18 protein-coding genes are annotated in these 16,509 nt (G+C 65.7%); 13 read left to right on the top strand and 5 right to left on the bottom strand.

Annotation, left to right across the window (positions count from 1 at the left end):
* Nucleotides 1–91 precede the first annotated feature (91 nt).
* From G6N68_RS24050 to G6N68_RS24030, 5 genes are all read left to right on the top strand, one after another.
* Nucleotides 92–1,669, top strand: coding sequence for a methylmalonyl-CoA mutase family protein (locus tag G6N68_RS24050; RefSeq protein WP_163717668.1), 1,578 nt, complete (start codon nt 92–94; stop codon nt 1,667–1,669).
* Nucleotides 1,670–2,104 carry a cobalamin-dependent protein gene (locus tag G6N68_RS24045; protein ID WP_163717666.1) on the top strand — a complete coding sequence of 145 codons (435 nt, stop codon included), beginning with the start codon at nt 1,670–1,672 and terminating at the stop codon, nt 2,102–2,104.
* Nucleotides 2,089–3,045 carry an LLM class F420-dependent oxidoreductase gene (locus G6N68_RS24040; RefSeq protein WP_163717664.1) on the top strand — a complete coding sequence of 319 codons (957 nt, stop codon included), beginning with the start codon at nt 2,089–2,091 and terminating at the stop codon, nt 3,043–3,045. Before G6N68_RS24045 ends, G6N68_RS24040 begins: the two co-directional genes overlap by 16 nt.
* Nucleotides 3,042–4,088 (top strand): CaiB/BaiF CoA transferase family protein, encoded by a 1,047-nt coding sequence (locus tag G6N68_RS24035; protein WP_163717662.1) that lies wholly within the window; start codon nt 3,042–3,044, stop codon nt 4,086–4,088. Before G6N68_RS24040 ends, G6N68_RS24035 begins: the two co-directional genes overlap by 4 nt.
* Before the next feature lie 71 nt (nt 4,089–4,159).
* On the top strand, nt 4,160–4,714 hold the full coding sequence (locus tag G6N68_RS24030) for a pyridoxamine 5'-phosphate oxidase family protein (RefSeq protein WP_240355595.1): 555 nt from the start codon (nt 4,160–4,162) through the stop codon (nt 4,712–4,714).
* Here the strand turns inward: G6N68_RS24030 and G6N68_RS24025 are convergent.
* Nucleotides 4,711–5,616: a LysR family transcriptional regulator gene (locus G6N68_RS24025; protein ID WP_163717660.1), complete on the bottom strand. Its 906-nt coding sequence runs from the start codon at nt 5,614–5,616 to the stop codon at nt 4,711–4,713. The genes G6N68_RS24030 and G6N68_RS24025 overlap by 4 nt on opposite strands.
* A 170-nt stretch (nt 5,617–5,786) precedes the next feature.
* Here G6N68_RS24025 and G6N68_RS24020 point away from each other — a divergent pair, with 170 nt between their 5' ends.
* Nucleotides 5,787–6,677: an SDR family oxidoreductase gene (locus G6N68_RS24020; protein ID WP_163717658.1), complete on the top strand. Its 891-nt coding sequence runs from the start codon at nt 5,787–5,789 to the stop codon at nt 6,675–6,677.
* Nucleotides 6,678–6,703: 26 nt separating this feature from the next.
* Here the strand turns inward: G6N68_RS24020 and G6N68_RS24015 are convergent, their stop codons facing one another.
* Complete coding sequence (locus G6N68_RS24015) at nt 6,704–7,024, bottom strand: DUF4286 family protein (protein ID WP_163717655.1); 321 nt, start codon at nt 7,022–7,024, stop codon at nt 6,704–6,706.
* A 12-nt stretch (nt 7,025–7,036) separates the two neighbouring features.
* Nucleotides 7,037–7,318 carry a 2Fe-2S iron-sulfur cluster-binding protein gene (locus tag G6N68_RS24010; protein ID WP_163717653.1) on the bottom strand — a complete coding sequence of 94 codons (282 nt, stop codon included), beginning with the start codon at nt 7,316–7,318 and terminating at the stop codon, nt 7,037–7,039.
* 108 nt (nt 7,319–7,426) lie between these two features.
* On the opposite strand from G6N68_RS24010, the gene G6N68_RS24005 reads away from it, so the two are divergent.
* The 4 genes from G6N68_RS24005 to G6N68_RS23990 are packed head-to-tail and all read left to right on the top strand — an operon-like array spanning nt 7,427 to nt 11,566.
* Nucleotides 7,427–8,839, top strand: coding sequence for a class I adenylate-forming enzyme family protein (locus G6N68_RS24005; RefSeq protein WP_163717650.1), 1,413 nt, complete (start codon nt 7,427–7,429; stop codon nt 8,837–8,839).
* On the top strand, nt 8,817–9,722 hold the full coding sequence (locus G6N68_RS24000) for an acyl-CoA dehydrogenase family protein (protein WP_163717648.1): 906 nt from the start codon (nt 8,817–8,819) through the stop codon (nt 9,720–9,722). Before G6N68_RS24005 ends, G6N68_RS24000 begins: the two co-directional genes overlap by 23 nt.
* Complete coding sequence (locus tag G6N68_RS23995) at nt 9,709–10,797, top strand: acyl-CoA dehydrogenase family protein (RefSeq protein WP_163717646.1); 1,089 nt, start codon at nt 9,709–9,711, stop codon at nt 10,795–10,797. The genes G6N68_RS24000 and G6N68_RS23995 overlap by 14 nt, the downstream gene beginning before the upstream one ends.
* A 1-nt stretch (nt 10,798) precedes the next feature.
* Nucleotides 10,799–11,566 (top strand): enoyl-CoA hydratase/isomerase family protein, encoded by a 768-nt coding sequence (locus tag G6N68_RS23990; protein WP_163717644.1) that lies wholly within the window; start codon nt 10,799–10,801, stop codon nt 11,564–11,566.
* A 3-nt stretch (nt 11,567–11,569) separates the two neighbouring features.
* On the opposite strand, the gene G6N68_RS23985 is transcribed toward G6N68_RS23990, so the two are convergent.
* On the bottom strand, nt 11,570–12,439 hold the full coding sequence (locus tag G6N68_RS23985; RefSeq protein WP_163718908.1) for a proline iminopeptidase-family hydrolase: 870 nt from the start codon (nt 12,437–12,439) through the stop codon (nt 11,570–11,572).
* A gap of 113 nt (nt 12,440–12,552) precedes the next feature.
* Here G6N68_RS23985 and G6N68_RS23980 point away from each other — a divergent pair, with 113 nt between their 5' ends.
* The 3 genes from G6N68_RS23980 to G6N68_RS23970 are packed head-to-tail and all read left to right on the top strand — an operon-like array spanning nt 12,553 to nt 15,774.
* Complete coding sequence (locus tag G6N68_RS23980) at nt 12,553–13,704, top strand: thiolase family protein (protein WP_163717642.1); 1,152 nt, start codon at nt 12,553–12,555, stop codon at nt 13,702–13,704.
* Between the two features lie 26 nt (nt 13,705–13,730).
* Complete coding sequence (gene meaB / locus G6N68_RS23975) at nt 13,731–14,618, top strand: methylmalonyl Co-A mutase-associated GTPase MeaB (RefSeq protein ID WP_163717640.1); 888 nt, start codon at nt 13,731–13,733, stop codon at nt 14,616–14,618.
* A gap of 16 nt (nt 14,619–14,634) precedes the next feature.
* On the top strand, nt 14,635–15,774 hold the full coding sequence (locus G6N68_RS23970; protein WP_163717638.1) for a hypothetical protein: 1,140 nt from the start codon (nt 14,635–14,637) through the stop codon (nt 15,772–15,774).
* On the opposite strand, the gene G6N68_RS23965 is transcribed toward G6N68_RS23970, so the two are convergent.
* Nucleotides 15,771–16,325, bottom strand: a complete 555-nt coding sequence (locus tag G6N68_RS23965) for a hypothetical protein (protein WP_163717636.1) — start codon at nt 16,323–16,325, stop codon at nt 15,771–15,773. The two genes, G6N68_RS23970 and G6N68_RS23965, sit on opposite strands and share 4 nt — an antisense overlap.
* Nucleotides 16,326–16,509 lie beyond the last annotated feature (184 nt).

Here is a 16,509-nt window from a genome sequence, read left to right as displayed (position 1 = left end):
CCGTGGCTGCAAACACCTGATCTCGTCGTGTTTTGCCAGGTCAACACTGTGGTATTGGCATTCTCTTTTTTTGCAAGTACGTTATGCACTGATGGAAAACGCAGCCCAGACCCCATCGGGCATACCGCTTGCGCCCGTCTACGGCCCACAGGATCGCGCGACGGAGCCGCCGCCGCCGGGGGAGTTCCCCTTCACGCGGGGTAACTTCGCGTCCGGCTACCGCGGCAAGCTCTGGACCTTTCGCCAGTACTCCGGGTTCGGCACCGCCGAGGAATCGAACCGCCGCTACCGCTACTTGCTGGACCAGGGCGGTACCGGGCTGTCGGTAGCGCTCGACCTACCCACCCAGTGCGGCTACGACTCCGACGATCCCGACTTCGGCGAGGAGGTCGGGCGCGTGGGCGTCGCCGTCGACAGCCTCGCGGACTTCGAGATCCTGTTCGACGGCATCCCGCTGGACAAGTTGAGCACCAGTATGACGATCAACGGCACGGCGGCGATCCTGCTGGCCTTCTACGTGGCGGCCGCGGAAAAGAAGGGGATACCGCGCGCGAAGCTGACCGGCACCATCCAAAACGACATCCTCAAGGAATACGCCTCGCGAGGCACCTGGATCTGGCCGCCGGAGCCGTCACTGCGGCTGATCGCCGACACCATCGAGTTCTGCGCCGCGGAAGTGCCGCGATTCAACGCGATTTCGGTGGCCGGGGCGCACTTCCGCGACGCCGGAGCCACCGCGGTGCAGGAAATGGCGTTCACCCTCGCCGACGGCGTCACCTACTGCGACACCGTGGTGGAACGCGGTCGGATGACGATCGACGAATTCGCACCGCAGATCTCCTTCTTCTTCTACACGCACGGCGACTTCTTCGAAGAGATCGCTAAATACCGTGCGGGACGCAGGCGTTGGGCCACGATCGTGCGCGAGCGATACGGGTCCACCAAAGACAAGTCCTCGATGTTCCGCTTCGGTTGCGTGTGCGGCGGCGCATCGCTGTACGGCCCGCAGGCGCAGAACAACGTGGTCCGGGTGGCCTACGAGGCGATGGCGGCAGTCTTGGGTGGTGTCCAGTCGATGTTCACCGCCGCCTGGGACGAGCCGTTTGCGTTGCCTTCCGAGGATTCCACCACTTTGGCGTTGCGCACCCAGCAAGTCCTGGCTTACGAGACCGGAGTCGCCAAAGTCGCAGACCCGCTGGGCGGCTCCTACTTCGTCGAGGCGCTCACCGACGCCACCGAAGCGCGCATCGTCGAGATCATGGCCGACCTCGAGCAGCACGGCGGCATGGTCCGCGCGATCGAGGACGGTTACCTACAGGGCCTGATCGCAGACGAGGCCTTCCGGATACATCAGGAGATCGAGGCCGGCATCCGGCCGGTGGTGGGGGTCAACCGGTTCGTCTCCGAGGAACCCGATCCGGACGTCGTCACCTACGAACTCGACGCCGAGGGCCGCGAGGTGCAACTCAAGCGGCTGGCCAAGGTCAAAGCCGAAAGGGACAGCAGCGCGGTGCAATCCACCCTCGCCGCCCTGGCTCGTAGTGCCGAAGGAAACGACAACCTCATGCACAAGCTGATCGACTGTGCCAACGCCTACTGCACGGTGGGGGAAATGGTCTCCACCCTGAAGGCGGTTTGGGGCGAATTCCAACAGCCGGTGGTGTTCTGAATGGCCGCCCGTGTCCTGATCGCCAAGCCCGGTCTCGACGGACATGACCGTGGGGCCAAGATCGTCGCCCGCACCCTGCGCGACGCCGGCTTCGAGGTCATCTACACCGGTATCCGGCAACGTATCGAGGACATCGCTTCGATCGCCGTCCAGGAGGACGTCGCCGTCGTGGGATTGAGCATCCTGTCGGGTGCGCACCTGACGTTGACCGCCCGCACCATCGAGGCCTTGCGTGCGGCCGACGCCGCGGATATCGCCGTGGTCGTCGGTGGCACCATTCCACACGCCGACGTGCCCAAGCTCCTTGCCTCCGGGGCAGCGGCGGTGTTTCCCACCGGAACGCCGTTGGACACGTTGGTGCGTGAGATCCGCGCGTTGACCGGCACGCCCGACCCGGCTTCCCAAGCATCGGAGGAATCTTGCGCGTCGGAGTGATGATCGGCGCCGAGCGCGGCGATATGGCCCGCAAGGTGGCCAAGCTGGCGGCCGATATCGAATGGGCCGAATCTGCCGGCCTGGACACGGCATGGATGCCGCAGGTGCCCGACGACTTTGACTGCCTGACCATGGTCTCGCTGATGGCCGCACACAGCTCGCGGATCGAGTTGGGCACCGCGGTGGTTCCGCTGCAGGCTCAGCATCCCATTGCGCTTGCCCGCCAGGCGCTTTCGGTGCATGCGGTGACTGGTGGCAGGTTGGCGCTGGGCGTTGGACCGTCGCATCACTGGATCATCCGGGACATGCTCGGCCTGCCGTATGAGAAGCCCGCTGCCTACACCCGCGATTACCTCGAGGTGCTCAACGCCGCCATCGCCGGGCCGGGACCGGTTGACGTCGAGAACGATTCGTTCACGGTGCACAATCCGACCGTGTTGGCGGCGGACCCCCCGATGCCGGTGTTGGTCGCCGCGCTCGGGCCGGTAATGCTGCAAATAGCCGGTGAATTGGCCGACGGTACCGTGTTGTGGATGGCCGACGAGCGGGCAATCGGCGAACACATCGCGCCGAAGATCACCAAGGCTGCCGCGGATGCGGGCCGTCCCGCACCGCGGATCGTGGCGGGCATCCCGGTATGCCTCTGTGAGCCCTCGCGAGTCGACGAGGCCAAGGAGCGGGCCAACCGCATCCTGGGCGAGGCCGAGGTGTCACCCAACTACCAGCGGCTGCTTGAGCGCGGCGACGCCCGGGATGTCGGCGACCTGTGCGCGGCTGGCGACGAGGCCGGCATCCTGGCGCGGATGCGCCGGTTCGCCGACGCGGGTGTTACCGATTTGTCGGTGCGCCTGTTGCCGATTGGGAACAATCGCGACGAGTTGGTGGCCTCCAAACGCCGCACCCGGGAGATGATCGCCGAGCTTGCCGCGGAGCTGCGGTGAGTCCGCAAACCGGGCCGCTAGCAGGAATCCGAATCCTCGAGGTCGGCACCATGCTGGCCGGGCCGTACGCCACCATGCTGCTCGCCGATCTCGGCGCCGATGTCATCAAGGTCGAGCCACTCGCCGGTGAAATCTCGCGCGGTGTCGGCAACAGTTACTTCGACAGCCTCAACCGCAACAAGTCCAGCGTCAGCCTCGACCTGAATTCGGAAGCGGGACAACACCAACTCGGCGAACTCGTCAAGGATGCCCATGCGCTGTTGGTGAACCTGAAGCCCTCCGCAATCCGCAGGCTCGGGCTCACTTACGACTCGCTGCGGCGGTGGAACCAGAAGATCGTCTGCGTGGCGATAACGGGGTACGGCCTGAATGCGGGCGACGACCCGGCGTTCGACTACGTGATCCAGGCGGCCACCGGCATCGCAGCGTTGACCGGAGACCCCGACGGACCCCCGACGCTGCCCGGCTACTCGTCAGCGGATAACTCCACCGGAATGTGCGCGGCCCTGGGCCTTTTGGCCAAGATCATCTCCGGCACGGGCGGCCAAGTCGACGTGTCGCTGCAAGACGTGATGCTGTCGCAACTCAATTACCACGCCGCGGCCTACCTCAACCACGGCGTAGAGCCGCAGCGGCGTCCCAACGGCGCACACTCGTATTACGTTCCAGCACAACTTTTCCCGACCGCCGAGGGTTATTTGGCCCTGTTCATCACCCATGACGGCTTCTGGAAATCCTTTGCCAGCGAAGCAGGTATCGGCGGATTCGAGACGATGGCCGAACGGGTAGCTCGGCGGGACGAGGTGTTGGCCGTTGTCACCGCCATGCTGGCGACCGACACCGCCACCAGCTGGGAACAACGCCTGCGCCCCTTGGGCGTCCCGGCGGCCGCGGTACGAAGCCTGCCTGAGGCGCTAGAGGCAACCCCGGACGTGGTTGTCGAAGCAGGAGATCTGCGTTTGGTCGGCACCCCGATCCACGTCAGCGGTTACCAGCCCGAATACCGCCCAGCGCCGGTGTTGGGCGAGGCCCCTCGGTCCTAGCGGGTAGCGCGCTCGCACCGACTCGTCAGCCCGTGGGCTTGGTCGTCATCGATTTCGCTACCCGCCGCCGCGTGCGTATCAACGGCATACTGGCGGCCACTTCGGGCGGACTGGCGGTCGACGTGGAGCAGGCGTACGGCAACTGTCCGCAGTACATCCACTCGCGTCACCTGGCCGTCAGCGTACCGAGTAGTGCAGAAGACAGCGTAGAAACGTTGCGTAGCAATCAGTTACACCAACGAGACATCGAATTAGTCCACGCTGCGGACACGTTTTTCTTGGGCACCACCCATCCCGAATCCGGCAACGATGCCTCCCATCGTGGTGGGCCGGCCAGCTTCGTCCACGCAGCACCCGATCACTTGTGGTGGCCCGACTATCCAGGCAACAACATGTTCAACAGCTTCGGCAACCTGGCCATCGACCCCACCGCGGCCCTGTTGTTCGTCGACTTCCGCAGTGGCGAAACGCTTCAGCTCTCCGGCACCGCGACCGTGCGTTGGGACGCGGGCTCGGTAGGCGGCGAGGTAGGCAAGGACCCTCCAACCGGGCGGCGCGTGGTGTTCGCGCCGCAGCAGGTGATCACCATCGAATCGGTACAGCATTCGCTCGCGGCGGCGGACTAATCCGGTATGGGCCCCGTCAGGTGCGCTTCGGCAAGCTTGCGGAACGCCAACACCAACCGGCTCTTCTCGCCCGCGCGGGTGGCCAGGACCACGTGGCTGGGTTCGACGCCTTCCAACGGAACGGTGGTGATGTCGGGCCGTACCGTGCTGCCGTGGTAGCCGGCGGTGATCGCCACCGCTTGCCCCGCGGCGATGAGTTCGAACTTGTCCTCGAGTGCCTCGATGAATGGACCGTCGGGTGCGCGTGTCCCGTCGGGGCGGGGATCGAGGCGCCAGAAGGCGCTAAATGCCGGATCGGAATGTCGCAACCGCGGCATTGGTTCGTCGGCGATGTCCTCCAGGGTCACCGATTTTCGGCCCGCTAGGCGGTGGTCCAGGGGCACCGCCAGAACCCGAGGCTCGTCATAGAGGACCGTCACGTGCAGTTGGTCGGTGGGGAATGGCAGTCGGGTAACCAGCGCGTCGACCCGATGATCCAGTAGCGCATCGCGCCCCTGGGTCCAACACATGTGCAGCACTTGGACATCGGCGTCGGGATGTTCGCGGCGCAATTCCCGTACCGCCGGTGTGACGATGAGACCGCTCGTGTAGCCGATGGTGATGTGGTGGGGCTGCGCGGCGGCTCTTGCCTGGGCCGCGGCCTGGACGGCTGAGCGGAGCAATGCCTTGGCGCGCGGCAGGAACACCTCGCCGGCCTCGGTCAGTTGGGTGCCCTGCGGCGTGCGATCCAATAACCGGACCCCCAGTTGTTGCTCCAAGCGGCGGATCTGCCTACTCAATGACGGCTGGGCGACGTGCAGCGCGGCCGCGGCTCGACCGAAGTGGCGGTGCTCGGCCACCGTCACGAAGTAGCCGACGAGTCGCAAATCGAGGTCTACCACCAGCGATGTCGCGTTCGTCATGCGTTCTAGCTAACCACACTTCGCGGCACGCCAGTCCCGAAAACCGCAACAAGCTGCTGTGATGCCGATAATGCATCACGCCATTTGGAATAGGACTTGGACACCATCGCCGGTCTCGACATTGACTTGGTGGCAGTAAACCCGCAGCAACTGGGAAGAGGGATCAAGCCATGCACGTCTTTGTCACCGGGGCCACCGGACACATCGGTGCCGTCGTCGTCAGCGAACTCCAAGCGGCCGGGCACCAGGTCACCGGCCTGGCGCGGTCAGACGATTCCGCTGCCGCCCTCGAGGCGGCCGGCGTCACTCCGCTTCGGGGGGATCTGGACAACCTCGACGGTCTGGCCGCTGCCGCGGCGGCTTCGGACGGGGTCGTCCACCTGGCCTTCAGGCACGATTTCGCCGACTGGGAAGGCGCGGCCCAAACGGACCTGCGCGCCGTCAACGCCATGGGTGCAGCGCTCATCGGCTCCGATCGGCCATTCGTCATCACTTCTGGAACGCTCATGCTGGCTTTCCGGGGAGAGGGCGGCTTCGCGACCGAAGACGAGACGCTGCCCAGCGGACCGCGAATCGACTCCGAGAATGCCGCGCTCGCCCTGGCGGAGCGCGGAGTGCGATCGTCGGTCGTTCGGCTGGCACCTCTGGTGCACAGCGATCTCGATCACCACGGCTTCATTCATCACCTGATTGGCGTCGCCCGTGACACCGGCGTCTCCGGATATATCGGCGACGGGGCCAACCGCTGGCCCGCCGTCCACACTCTCGATGCGGCACACCTGTTTCGCATCGCCGTCGAAAAGGCCCCAGCCGGAACGATTTTGCATGGGGTCGCCGACGAGGGAGTGCCGTTCCGCGACATCGCCGGCGTCATCGGCCGCAATGTCGGTGTGCCCGTGGTCAGCCTCCCGCCCGACCAGGTCGATCATTTCGGATTTCTCGGCCCGTACGTATCGGCGGACAACCCGACCTCGAATGCCATGACGCGCAAAGAGTTCGACTGGAACCCGCAGGGCCCAGGGCTGATCGAGGACCTCGACGCGGGTCACTACTTCAGGTGACCGAAAGCGCTTTGCGGCGCGGCCTGCTAGCCTTCCGGGCGGTAGTCGGTGATCTCCTCGAGCAACCGCATCACCGGTGGAGGATCGGACTGCAGGGCCGACGACATGGTCAACTTGCGCCCGTTGGCCTGCATGTTCTGCACCACAGCCGCCAGATCGTCCCCCTCGATCTCGTACAGGGCCACGTACGGCCCCTGGCCGTCGACCGGCCGAAGTCGACGGGCGGAGACGATTCCATCAAGTGCCACAAGCTCTTTCAGGTGGATCTCGTCGTACCAGGTGTTGTACTCCTGATCGCGATCGGGCGAACTCGGGTAGGTCTCGACGTAGACGATTCCTTTGGCCATGTCGCCGCCTCTCTACTCGTACCGGACCGTGATCGGTGCGCCATCGGGAACTCCCTGGCACGTCAGGATGTATCCCTCCGCGACCTCGTCGTCGTCGAGGGCGTCGTTGACGCGCATGGTGGCGGTGCCTTCGACGAGCTTGGCCATGCACGTACCGCAGTTGCCGGCCTCGCAGTTGAACGGCGGGTCCAGTCCGGCCCGCCGCGCGCTTTCCAGCAGGGTCTCACCGGGCACCAGTGGGACCGTGGCCTTCCTGCGGTCGAGGTGGATCGTCACCATGCCGGGGTCCGTCATGTCCGCCGTACGACCGCCTTCCTGTACTTGCGTTCTTTATTATAGAGAATACTATTCTCGCCAGGCGATAGTATCTTCTCAACGATCTGCCGGAGAGGAACGAGACGTGTGACCGAGCCCGCCGCGCTCGTGTTCGAGGAGCGGCGATTAAGCCTGCCCGAACTCGACGCGTTGGCTGGTGGGCTGGCCGCCGTCCTGCGCAAACGGGGTGTGCAAGCCCGCCAGCGGGTCGCTGTCATGTCGTCCAACCGGCCGGAGTTCGTCGCTGTCCTCTGCGCGATCTGGAAGCTGGGGGCGACGGCCGTCCTTATCAGCCCCGCCTGGAAGCGCCACGAGGTCGACCACGCCCTCGGGCTGACCACCCCGGAGCACGCCGTGGGCGACCATCCGGTGTTGGCGGACACGATGCCGATGCTGCATCTCGACGAACCCATCGCCCCCGTCACCGGGGCCGCAGCCCCGGGCGGCGAGTCGCGCACCGGCGACGACGCAGTGCTGGTGTTCAGCTCGGGCACCACCGGCCTGCCGAAAGCGGTCCGCCACACCCACGCATCACTGGACGCGGCGGTTAGGCACTGGCGCGACGCGCTGCAGATGACCGAGCGTGACCGCATCCAGGTTGCCACGCCGCCGTCGCACATCCTCGGCCTGCTCAACATCTTCACGGCGCTGCGCACGGGCGCGTGGGTGCGACTGCACTCGCGGTTCGATGTCGACCGGATGTTGCAGTACATCGAAAGTGACCGCATCACAATCGAAATGGCGGTAGCGCCGATTGCCTTGGCGATCGCCGCACACCCGGAACTCGAATCCTTCGACCTCTCGTCGTTGCGGTTCATCATGTGGGGCGCCACGCCGGTCACCGCCAGCATCGCCGAGACAGTGACCCGGCGGGCCGGCGTTGGCTGGGTTCCGGCTTACGGCACCACGGAGTTGCCGGTCATTGCGTGCAACCCCCTGGAGGGGCCCCGTCTTGACGCCGTCGGGCGGGCGGTGCCCGGGGTGGACCTGCGGGTGGTGTCGCTGGACACCGGGCAGCCGTTGAGCCCCGGCGAGATTGGCGAGATCCAGGCGCGGTCGACATCCCTGATGGCCGGCTATCTGCCCGACGATGCGACCGCCGAGGTGGTGCAGGACGGGTGGTATCGCACCGGCGACGTCGGCTGCCTCGACGCCGACGGTTGGTTGCGGATCACCGACCGGCTCAAAGAGATGATCAAGGTGCGCGGCTTCCAAGTGGCGCCGGCCGAGATCGAAACGGTGTTGCTCGGTCATCCCGCGGTCAAGGATTGCGCGGTGTTCGGTGTGCCCGACGGGGCCAACGGTGAGGCCGTCGTCGCCGCGGTCGCCACGCATACCCCCGTCGAGGCCGCCGAACTGGCCGCCCGGGTGGACGCGAAATTGGCGTCGTACAAACGCCTGAGTCGAGTCGTGTTCGTGCCTGACGTGCCCCGGCTGCCATCGGGCAAGGTTTTGCGCAGAGTGCTCAAGGAGAGCTATGGATGTACGTCTGACAGCTGAACAGCAGCAACTACGTGACGCCGCGGCCAAGATGGCCGATGACCTGGGTCCCGGTGCGGTGCAGGACTTGGCCGACGAGAGCCGAATCTCCCGATTGGATCGCCAGGTTGAGGCGACGGGCTGGCGATCGTTGCGGTCCGACGGAGCCTCTGGTGTCGAAGTCGCCATCGTCGCAGAGGAATTCGGACGCCGACTCGTCGACACCCCGTTCCTTGGTCCCGTCCTGGCCGACGACCTAGCGCGCCATCTACAGGTGGAGGCGCCGGCGGCGACGATCGCGGTTGACGGCCGCGCCATCGATGCCCGCGGGTTCAGGCGTGCCTTGCTGCTAACCGGCAATTCCGTCCTCGCCGCCGACGTGCAGCCCGGTGACATCGGTGCGGACCTGACCAGAACCAGTGCTGCGTTGGCGGATTCGCCAGCCGTTCTTGGTGACGTGCCGGTCGATGTTGCCCAACGGTGGCTGGCTTTGGCACTGGCCGCCACCGCGGCGGACCTCGTCGGAACCGCGCGCGGGGCCCATGCCCTCGCCTGCGACTACGCGAAAATCCGGGAACAGTACGGCAAGCAGATTGGCTCGTACCAGGCCATCGCCCACTTGTTGGCCGAAAGCCTTGCGCTCATTGAAGGGTCGATCAGCGTGCTGCGACACGCCGCGTGGGCGGTCGACGAATTGGAGCCGGTCGAAGCCATCCGGGCGAGCCGAGTCGCGAAGGTGTACTGCGCGCGTGCCACCCGAACCGTTTGCGAGACCGCGATACAGGTGCATGGGGGCATCGGCAACACCTGGGACTGTCTCGCACACGTCTACCTGCGCCGGGCGCTGACATCCGCCGAGCTGTGGCCGGTAACGCTGAAGGAGATCGATCTTGGACTTTCGTGACGCACCTCAAGAAGCCGCGTTCCGGGAACGCCTGCGATCCTGGCTTTCGGTGCACGCCAAGGAATATGTCGGCTCGGGCGACGAATACTGGGAGCGTCAGGGCGAATGGCACCGCGCCCTGTACCGGGAGGGCTTTTTCGGCCTGTCGTGGCCGCGCGAATACGGTGGTCTCGAGCTGCCCCCGGTGTATGACGTCATCGTGGACGAAGAGCTGGCCCGTGCCGGCGCTCCACCCCGACCCAGCGTGGGCTATCTGGTGTACGGCATCGGCCGGCACGCCAGTGACGAACTGCGGCAACGCTTCCTGCCCGGGATCATCAACGGAACGGAACGGTGGTGCCAGGGCTTCAGCGAGCCGGGCGCCGGTTCCGACCTGGCTTCGCTGACCACCACTGCCACCCGCGAAGGCGACACCTACGTCGTGCACGGGCACAAAATCTGGACGAGCTACTCCGATGTCGCCGATTGGTGTCTGCTGCTAGCGCGCACCGATCCGACCGTCAAACGGCACCGCGGTATCTCGGCGTTCATCATCGAGATGAAACAGCCGGGTGTGCAACAGCATCCGCTGCGCATGATCAACGGGGTCACCAACGAGTTCGGCCAGGTGTTCTTCGACGGCGCCAAGGTTCCGGCGGACCGGATGGTCGGCGCGCCGGGCGACGGCTGGGCGGTCGCCATGACGGTCGTCGGCCACGAGCGGGAACCCTCCACGCTCGGCTATGCGGCCAGATACAACAAGCTGGTCCGGGAAATGGCGGCGCGCAGCGATGGCGAAATCAGCGACGAGCTCGCCTGGGCGGCGGTCCAGGCCGAGATGCTCACCCATCACGTGCGCCGGCGGCTCTCCGAACAGCTCGACGGAGTGTCGCACGGGCCGGAGGGGTCGCTGGATAAGCTCCTGATGACCTGGGTGGAGCAGGCCGTCGGGCACGCCGCACTGGCCGTCGCCGGCACCCGCGACCCAGATCTGCTCAGCGCTTACCTGTACAGCCGGGCCCAAAGCGTGATGGGCGGGACATCGCAGATACAAAAGAACATCATCGCTTCGCGAATCCTGGGATTGGGGGTTTGACGTGTACGACATGCCAACCGAAATCGACGTTCGCGCCGACGGTCCGCTGCGCATCATCACGTTGAACCGCCCGGACGAACTCAACGCGGTCAACGACAGCCTGCATGTCGGGTTGGCGCGGCTGTGGCAGCGATTGACCGACGACCCGACGGCCCGCGCGGCCGTGCTCACCGGTAGCGGCAAAGCCTTCTCGGCCGGCGGCGATTTCAACTATCTCGCCGAACTGGCGCAAGACGCCGACCTGCGGGCCAAGACCATTCGCGATGGTCGCGAGATCGTGCTTGGCATGGCCCGTTGCCGAATCCCGGTGATCGCGGCGGTCAACGGGCCGGCGGTCGGGCTCGGTTGCAGCCTGGTCGCGCTCAGCGACATCGTCTACATCGCCAAAGACGCGTTTCTGGCAGACCCACATGTGCAAGTCGGCCTGGTGGCGGCCGACGGCGGACCGCTCACCTGGCCGCTGCATATCAGCCTGTTGCTGGCCAAGGAATATGCCTTGACCGGCACCAGGATTCGTGCAGAGCGGGCCGTCGAACTCGGCCTGGCAAACCACGCCGTGGACGATCCGTTCACCGAAGCCGTGGCCTGCGCCAAGCGCATCCTGGAGCTGCCGCAGCAGGCGGTCGAAAGTACCAAGCGGGTGCTCAACATCCACCTGGAGCGCGCGGTCCTGGCCAGCCTGGACTACGCGCTGTCGGCTGAAAGCCAGTCGTTCGTCACCGAGGATTTCCGCAACATCGTCACCAAGCTGACGTCGGGCAAGAACTAACCGTCACATGTCGTGCGGCCGAAGGAATTCGCGCATCACATGATCGAACCGTTCGGGCTCTTCGATGAACGGCAGGTGCGCCGACGATTCGAAGAACTCGAACCGCGAACCCTTGATGCGTTGATGCATCTCGCGCATGTGCTCGGGTGAGCATTCGTCGTACCTGCCCGCGATAAGCAGTGTAGGCACTACGATCTCGTCCAGCCGGTCGAACACGTCCCAGTCTTTGACGGTTCCGACGATACGAAAGTCGCTGGGGCCGAACATGGTCTCGAAGATCTCGGCGCCCATGTTGCGAAAGGCATCCTCGAGTTCCTGCGGCCAGGGGACTTTGCGGCACAGGAATGTCTCGTTCCAAGTCCTGATCGCCGCTTGGTATTCGGCGGAGTGGGTGGTGCCCGCGGCCTCGTGACGGTCGATCGCCGACTGTGTTGCTGCGTCGAGCTCGCTTTTCAGGCGGGCGACGTTCGCCGCGAACAACGGGATGGACGCCGCGCTGTTGGAGATGATGAAACTGGCTGCGGCAGGGGAGGTGTCCAACATGAACTGGAGCGCGAGCATCGCGCCCCAAGAGTTCCCGAAAAGATGGAAGCGGTCCAGCCCGAGTCCGTGCACCACGGCATCCATTTCGGCGACGGAGCGTTCGATGGTCCACAGGGTGGTGTCGGAAGGGTGATCAGAATTGCCGCAGCCCAACTGGTCCCAGAAAATGACCTCGCGCTCGTCGGCCAGACGCTTCAGGGCGCTGATGTAGTTGTGCGGCAGGCCGGGGCCGCCGTGCACCGCGAGCAGGGGCAGGCCTGGCCCGCCGCCCACGCGTTGAAACCACACCTTTCCGCCCGGGACGGCGATCGTCCCCTCCCGTCGACTCATGGTGGTCAGCCAACCATCCAGCAACCGGATGGCGCGGCGGCGGCCCTTCTTGCAACTCAAACTCTCAGAATGCGAGAATATTGTTCTCGTCAACGTGTGGATGGAGTAGACCTGTGCCCGAAGCTGTCATCGTGTCCGCCCTGCGCACCCCGATCGGTACCGCACGCAAAGGAACGTTGCGCGACACCTCCGCTTTCGACCTGGCCCACCACGTGGTCAGCGAAGCCGCCAGCAATCTGGATCCGGCGCAGATCGACGACGTGATACTCGGTGAGGGCCTCTATGGCGGGGGTGTGGTTGCGCGGCACGCGGCCATCACCGCCGGGCTGAGCCACGTGCCTGGCCTGGCCCAGAACCGGCACTGTGCTGCGGGCCAGGCGGCCGTGCAAAGCGCGGCAGCGAGCATTCGCGCGGGTATGGACCAACTCATCATCGCCGGCGGGGTGAACTCCGCCTCCACTTCGCCGCGATCCCTGATGAACGTCGACGGCGAATGGGTCGGTTGGTTCCCACCGACCCACCCCGACCGGCCGGACGCGCCAAACATGGACATGTCGATCACTGTCGGGTGGAACGCCGCGGTGAGCGCCGGGGTCAGCCGCGAGGAGATGGACGCGTGGGCGTTGCGTTCGCATCGCAACGCGATCGCCGCTATCGACGAAGGACGGTTCAAGGAAGAGATCGTTCCGATCGAGACGCCGCACGGCCTGTTCGCGGTTGATGAGCATCCACGCCGGGACACCACCTTGGAGAAGCTCGCGGCTCTGAAGCCGCTGCATCCCGAGATCGAGGGTTTCTCGATCACCGCCGGCAATGCGTGCGGCGCCAACGACGGCGCAGCCGTGCTGACCATCGCAAACGAGCGGCTGGCCGATCAGCTTGGCCTGCCCCCGCTGGCGCGGGTCTTGTCGTGGGCATCCGTGGGTGTGGACCCGGCGGCCACCGGCCTGGCACCCGTCGAGGCGATTCCGAAAGCCCTTAAGCGCGCCCATCTTTCGATCTCCGACGTCGACCTGTTTGAGATCAACGAAGCGTTCGCGTCGATGTGTGTGGCCACCATCAAGCTGCTGGATCTGGACCCTGACCGGGTTAATGTCAGCGGCAGCGGCTGCTCGCTGGGCCACCCGGTGGCGGCGACCGGGGCCAGAATGCTGGTCACTCTGGTCCACGAGCTGCGCCGGCGCGGGGGCGGTGTGGGAGTCGCGGCGATGTGCGCGGGCGGGGGAATGGGTTCGGCGACGGTCATCGACGTTCCGGCACCGTAATCGGCCCAAGAACCGAAGCGGCCCGGATGGAGATAGCCGACCTCATTGCCAACGCGCGCAACGGTTCTCCGCGCGCAGCGGGTCGGTTGTTGAGCCTGGTCGAAAGCGACCGCCGCGACGAGGTGCTGGCCAGCATCGGTCCCCGGGCGGGGCGCGAGCTTCTCGTGCTCGGGATCACCGGCCCACCGGGCGCGGGCAAGTCGACGACGATAGCCGCTCTGGTGGGGGCTTACCGAGAGCGCGGGTGCCGGGTGGCCGTCCTCGCCGTTGACCCGTCCTCCCCGTTCAGTGGTGGGGCGCTGCTCGGCGACCGCATCCGAATGACCCAACACATCAACGATTCCGACGTGATGATCCGTTCGGTGGCCAGCCGTGGCCACCTGGGCGGCCTGGCCGCCGCCGTACCCGCCGCCATCCGACTGCTGGGAGCCATCGACTACGGCGTGGTCCTGTTGGAAACCGTGGGTGTCGGGCAGTCCGAGATCGAGATCGCCGCCGTCGCCGACCCGACCGTCGTCATCCTCAATCCCGGCGCAGGTGACGCAGTGCAGGCCGCGAAGGCGGGACTGCTGGAAGTCGCGGACATCGTCGTGGTCAACAAGGCCGACCGTGACGGGGCCGAACAAACGGTGCGGGATTTGCGGGCGGAAACCAAAGCTCCGATCGTCAGTCTGGTCGCCGCCCGCGGCGAGGGCCTGGACGAACTGATGGCCGCCATCGACAGCCATCACCGCACCGACAGCCGCGCGCGCCGCTTGGCGCGGGCCCGGGCGCAGATCTTGTCCCTGGCGCAAACCCGGCTGCGTACTCGGGTGGATCTGGATCGCTTGGCCGAGGCGGTTGTCGACGGCGAGGACGATCCATACTCGGCCGCCGAACGCCTGCTGTCGCCCGCTCCGCAGGATGACCCGTAGCGGTTACTCTGGGCTGATGGCCATGGTTTCCGGTTGGGCCGACGACCCGGAGATCGACGCGGCGTTCGACGAGCTGTGCAAGGCGGACGCCGTGGCTTTCGGCGGCGTGGGAATCGCCAACACCAGGGGCCCGGCGACCAAAGCGTTCTATAAAGTTCGCGCCGAAGGCCCCCGTTACCTCGCGTCGATTCACCGCCTGCTCGATCAGGCGAGCCCGGCTGGCCGGGTGTATGCGGCCACGCTGCTCACCGCGATCGACGTCGCGGCCGCGCGACGGGCATGGGATCGCCTGGCGACCCAAGACGACACCTTGGAACGATTCCATGGCTGCGTAGTGGATCAGATCCCGATTTCGCAGTATGCGCGCGACGAACTCACGCGAATGGGCGTCTCCCCGGATCCCGCGCCGGCCCCCGAGACCCGTCCGGCGGAGTCCGCCGTCACGGTCACCGGAGCCACCAACACACGACTGGCAGAGACCGTCCACAGTGGCGCAATGTATCCGGCGGTCAATTCGGTTGCGGCCCGCCAGGCAATCATCGCCGCATTCCATAGCGAGCCGCGCATCGTGGTGGTCACGGCCCGCGACGAGCGCCAATTCGTCGAGAGCCTGTTCCCGGAGGTGCTGCCTCCCACAGCGGTTTACGTTTGCCGCGAATCGAGAGGCGGCGGCCAAGGACCCCATTTCGACCTGTATCAAGCCATCGTCCATCGCGATTATCCGTTCGTGGCGACGCTGAATCTGGCGGGCGACGCGACGGTGGTGTCCGCCGTCCTCGATCGAACGCTGGCTTCCTACTACTTCAAGCACTATCCGCAACCGACCAAAACCGCTTACACTGCAAGGCGATTGGTCAGCGCGTTGACGCTTTCCCAATCCGGGCGGAGGCCACCGGCGGCGGTAAGGATCGGCACCGGCGTCGGCATGATCATCCCGCAACGAGAATATGCGCTGCCCGTCGTCCACGATGTGCGACCGGACGCCGAAGACGAACAGGGTTCGGATGGCTTGTTCCTGAAATTCATTGTGCCGCGGCCGGATGATGATTCGCTGGCCACCGTCGAGTCGCTCGGATTCACCCGATGGGAGCCCGGCATCGACTGGCTCGACGCGGACGAGGTTCGGCCGACACCCACTGTGCCGCCGCTGGATTAGCCGCTAGGACGCCAGGGTACAAAGCCGCGCTTCCGCACTTCATCGATGATTCGCGGATCTGCCCGTGGCACAATGAATTTCCGGTACCGAATGAAAGCGTTTGGGCCGTAGGATGTCTCGGGTTCGTACGCGGCGCGCAACCGGTAGACAAGCGGTGGCCTGGATGGCACTTGCGGTACGACCACGCCGATACCCGGGGCAAGCCTGCCCGTGTCGACCTGGGCGCCGGGCTCCATGAACGCAAGGTCGTTCATCAATTGCTGGCCGTACTCAGTGCTGTCGTTGCTGTTGTGGTAGGCAAGCAGGGCTTCGTCCAACGAGCAGGATTCGACCGAACCGCTGCCCTTGACCACCAGGATGGCAAGCAACGGGTAATCGGGGTGCACCAGTCGCTGGAAAATGCCGAACGCGGGAGGGGGCGAGCCCAGCCGGACCGACGTTGGGATGGTGACGGTTTCCATGTCGCGGACGTATACCGTCTGCCCCGGCCGCAGACCCGGAAAGATCGTCTCGACGTACCCAGCCTCGCTGCGTGCCTGGATGAGGACCACGCGCGGCCATCTGAACAGAGCTTCTGACACCGCGGACCGGGCTTGCTCGGCCGAGGCTATAGGCTGCAGGTGCGGCTGCTGCGGCGGTTGCGGCTGGTGCGGCTGCACAGGATTGAATGTACTGCGGACCGGTCCCGGCGCGCATTAGCGGTCGTGCCCGGGCAGCAGGGCAACACAGCAGTCA

It is taken from the genome of Mycobacterium bourgelatii (assembly GCF_010723575.1).
Taxonomy (GTDB): Bacteria; Actinomycetota; Actinomycetes; order Mycobacteriales; family Mycobacteriaceae; genus Mycobacterium; species Mycobacterium bourgelatii.
Note: the sequence above shows the minus strand (reverse complement) of the source record. Positions and strands in the feature narration are given on the sequence as shown.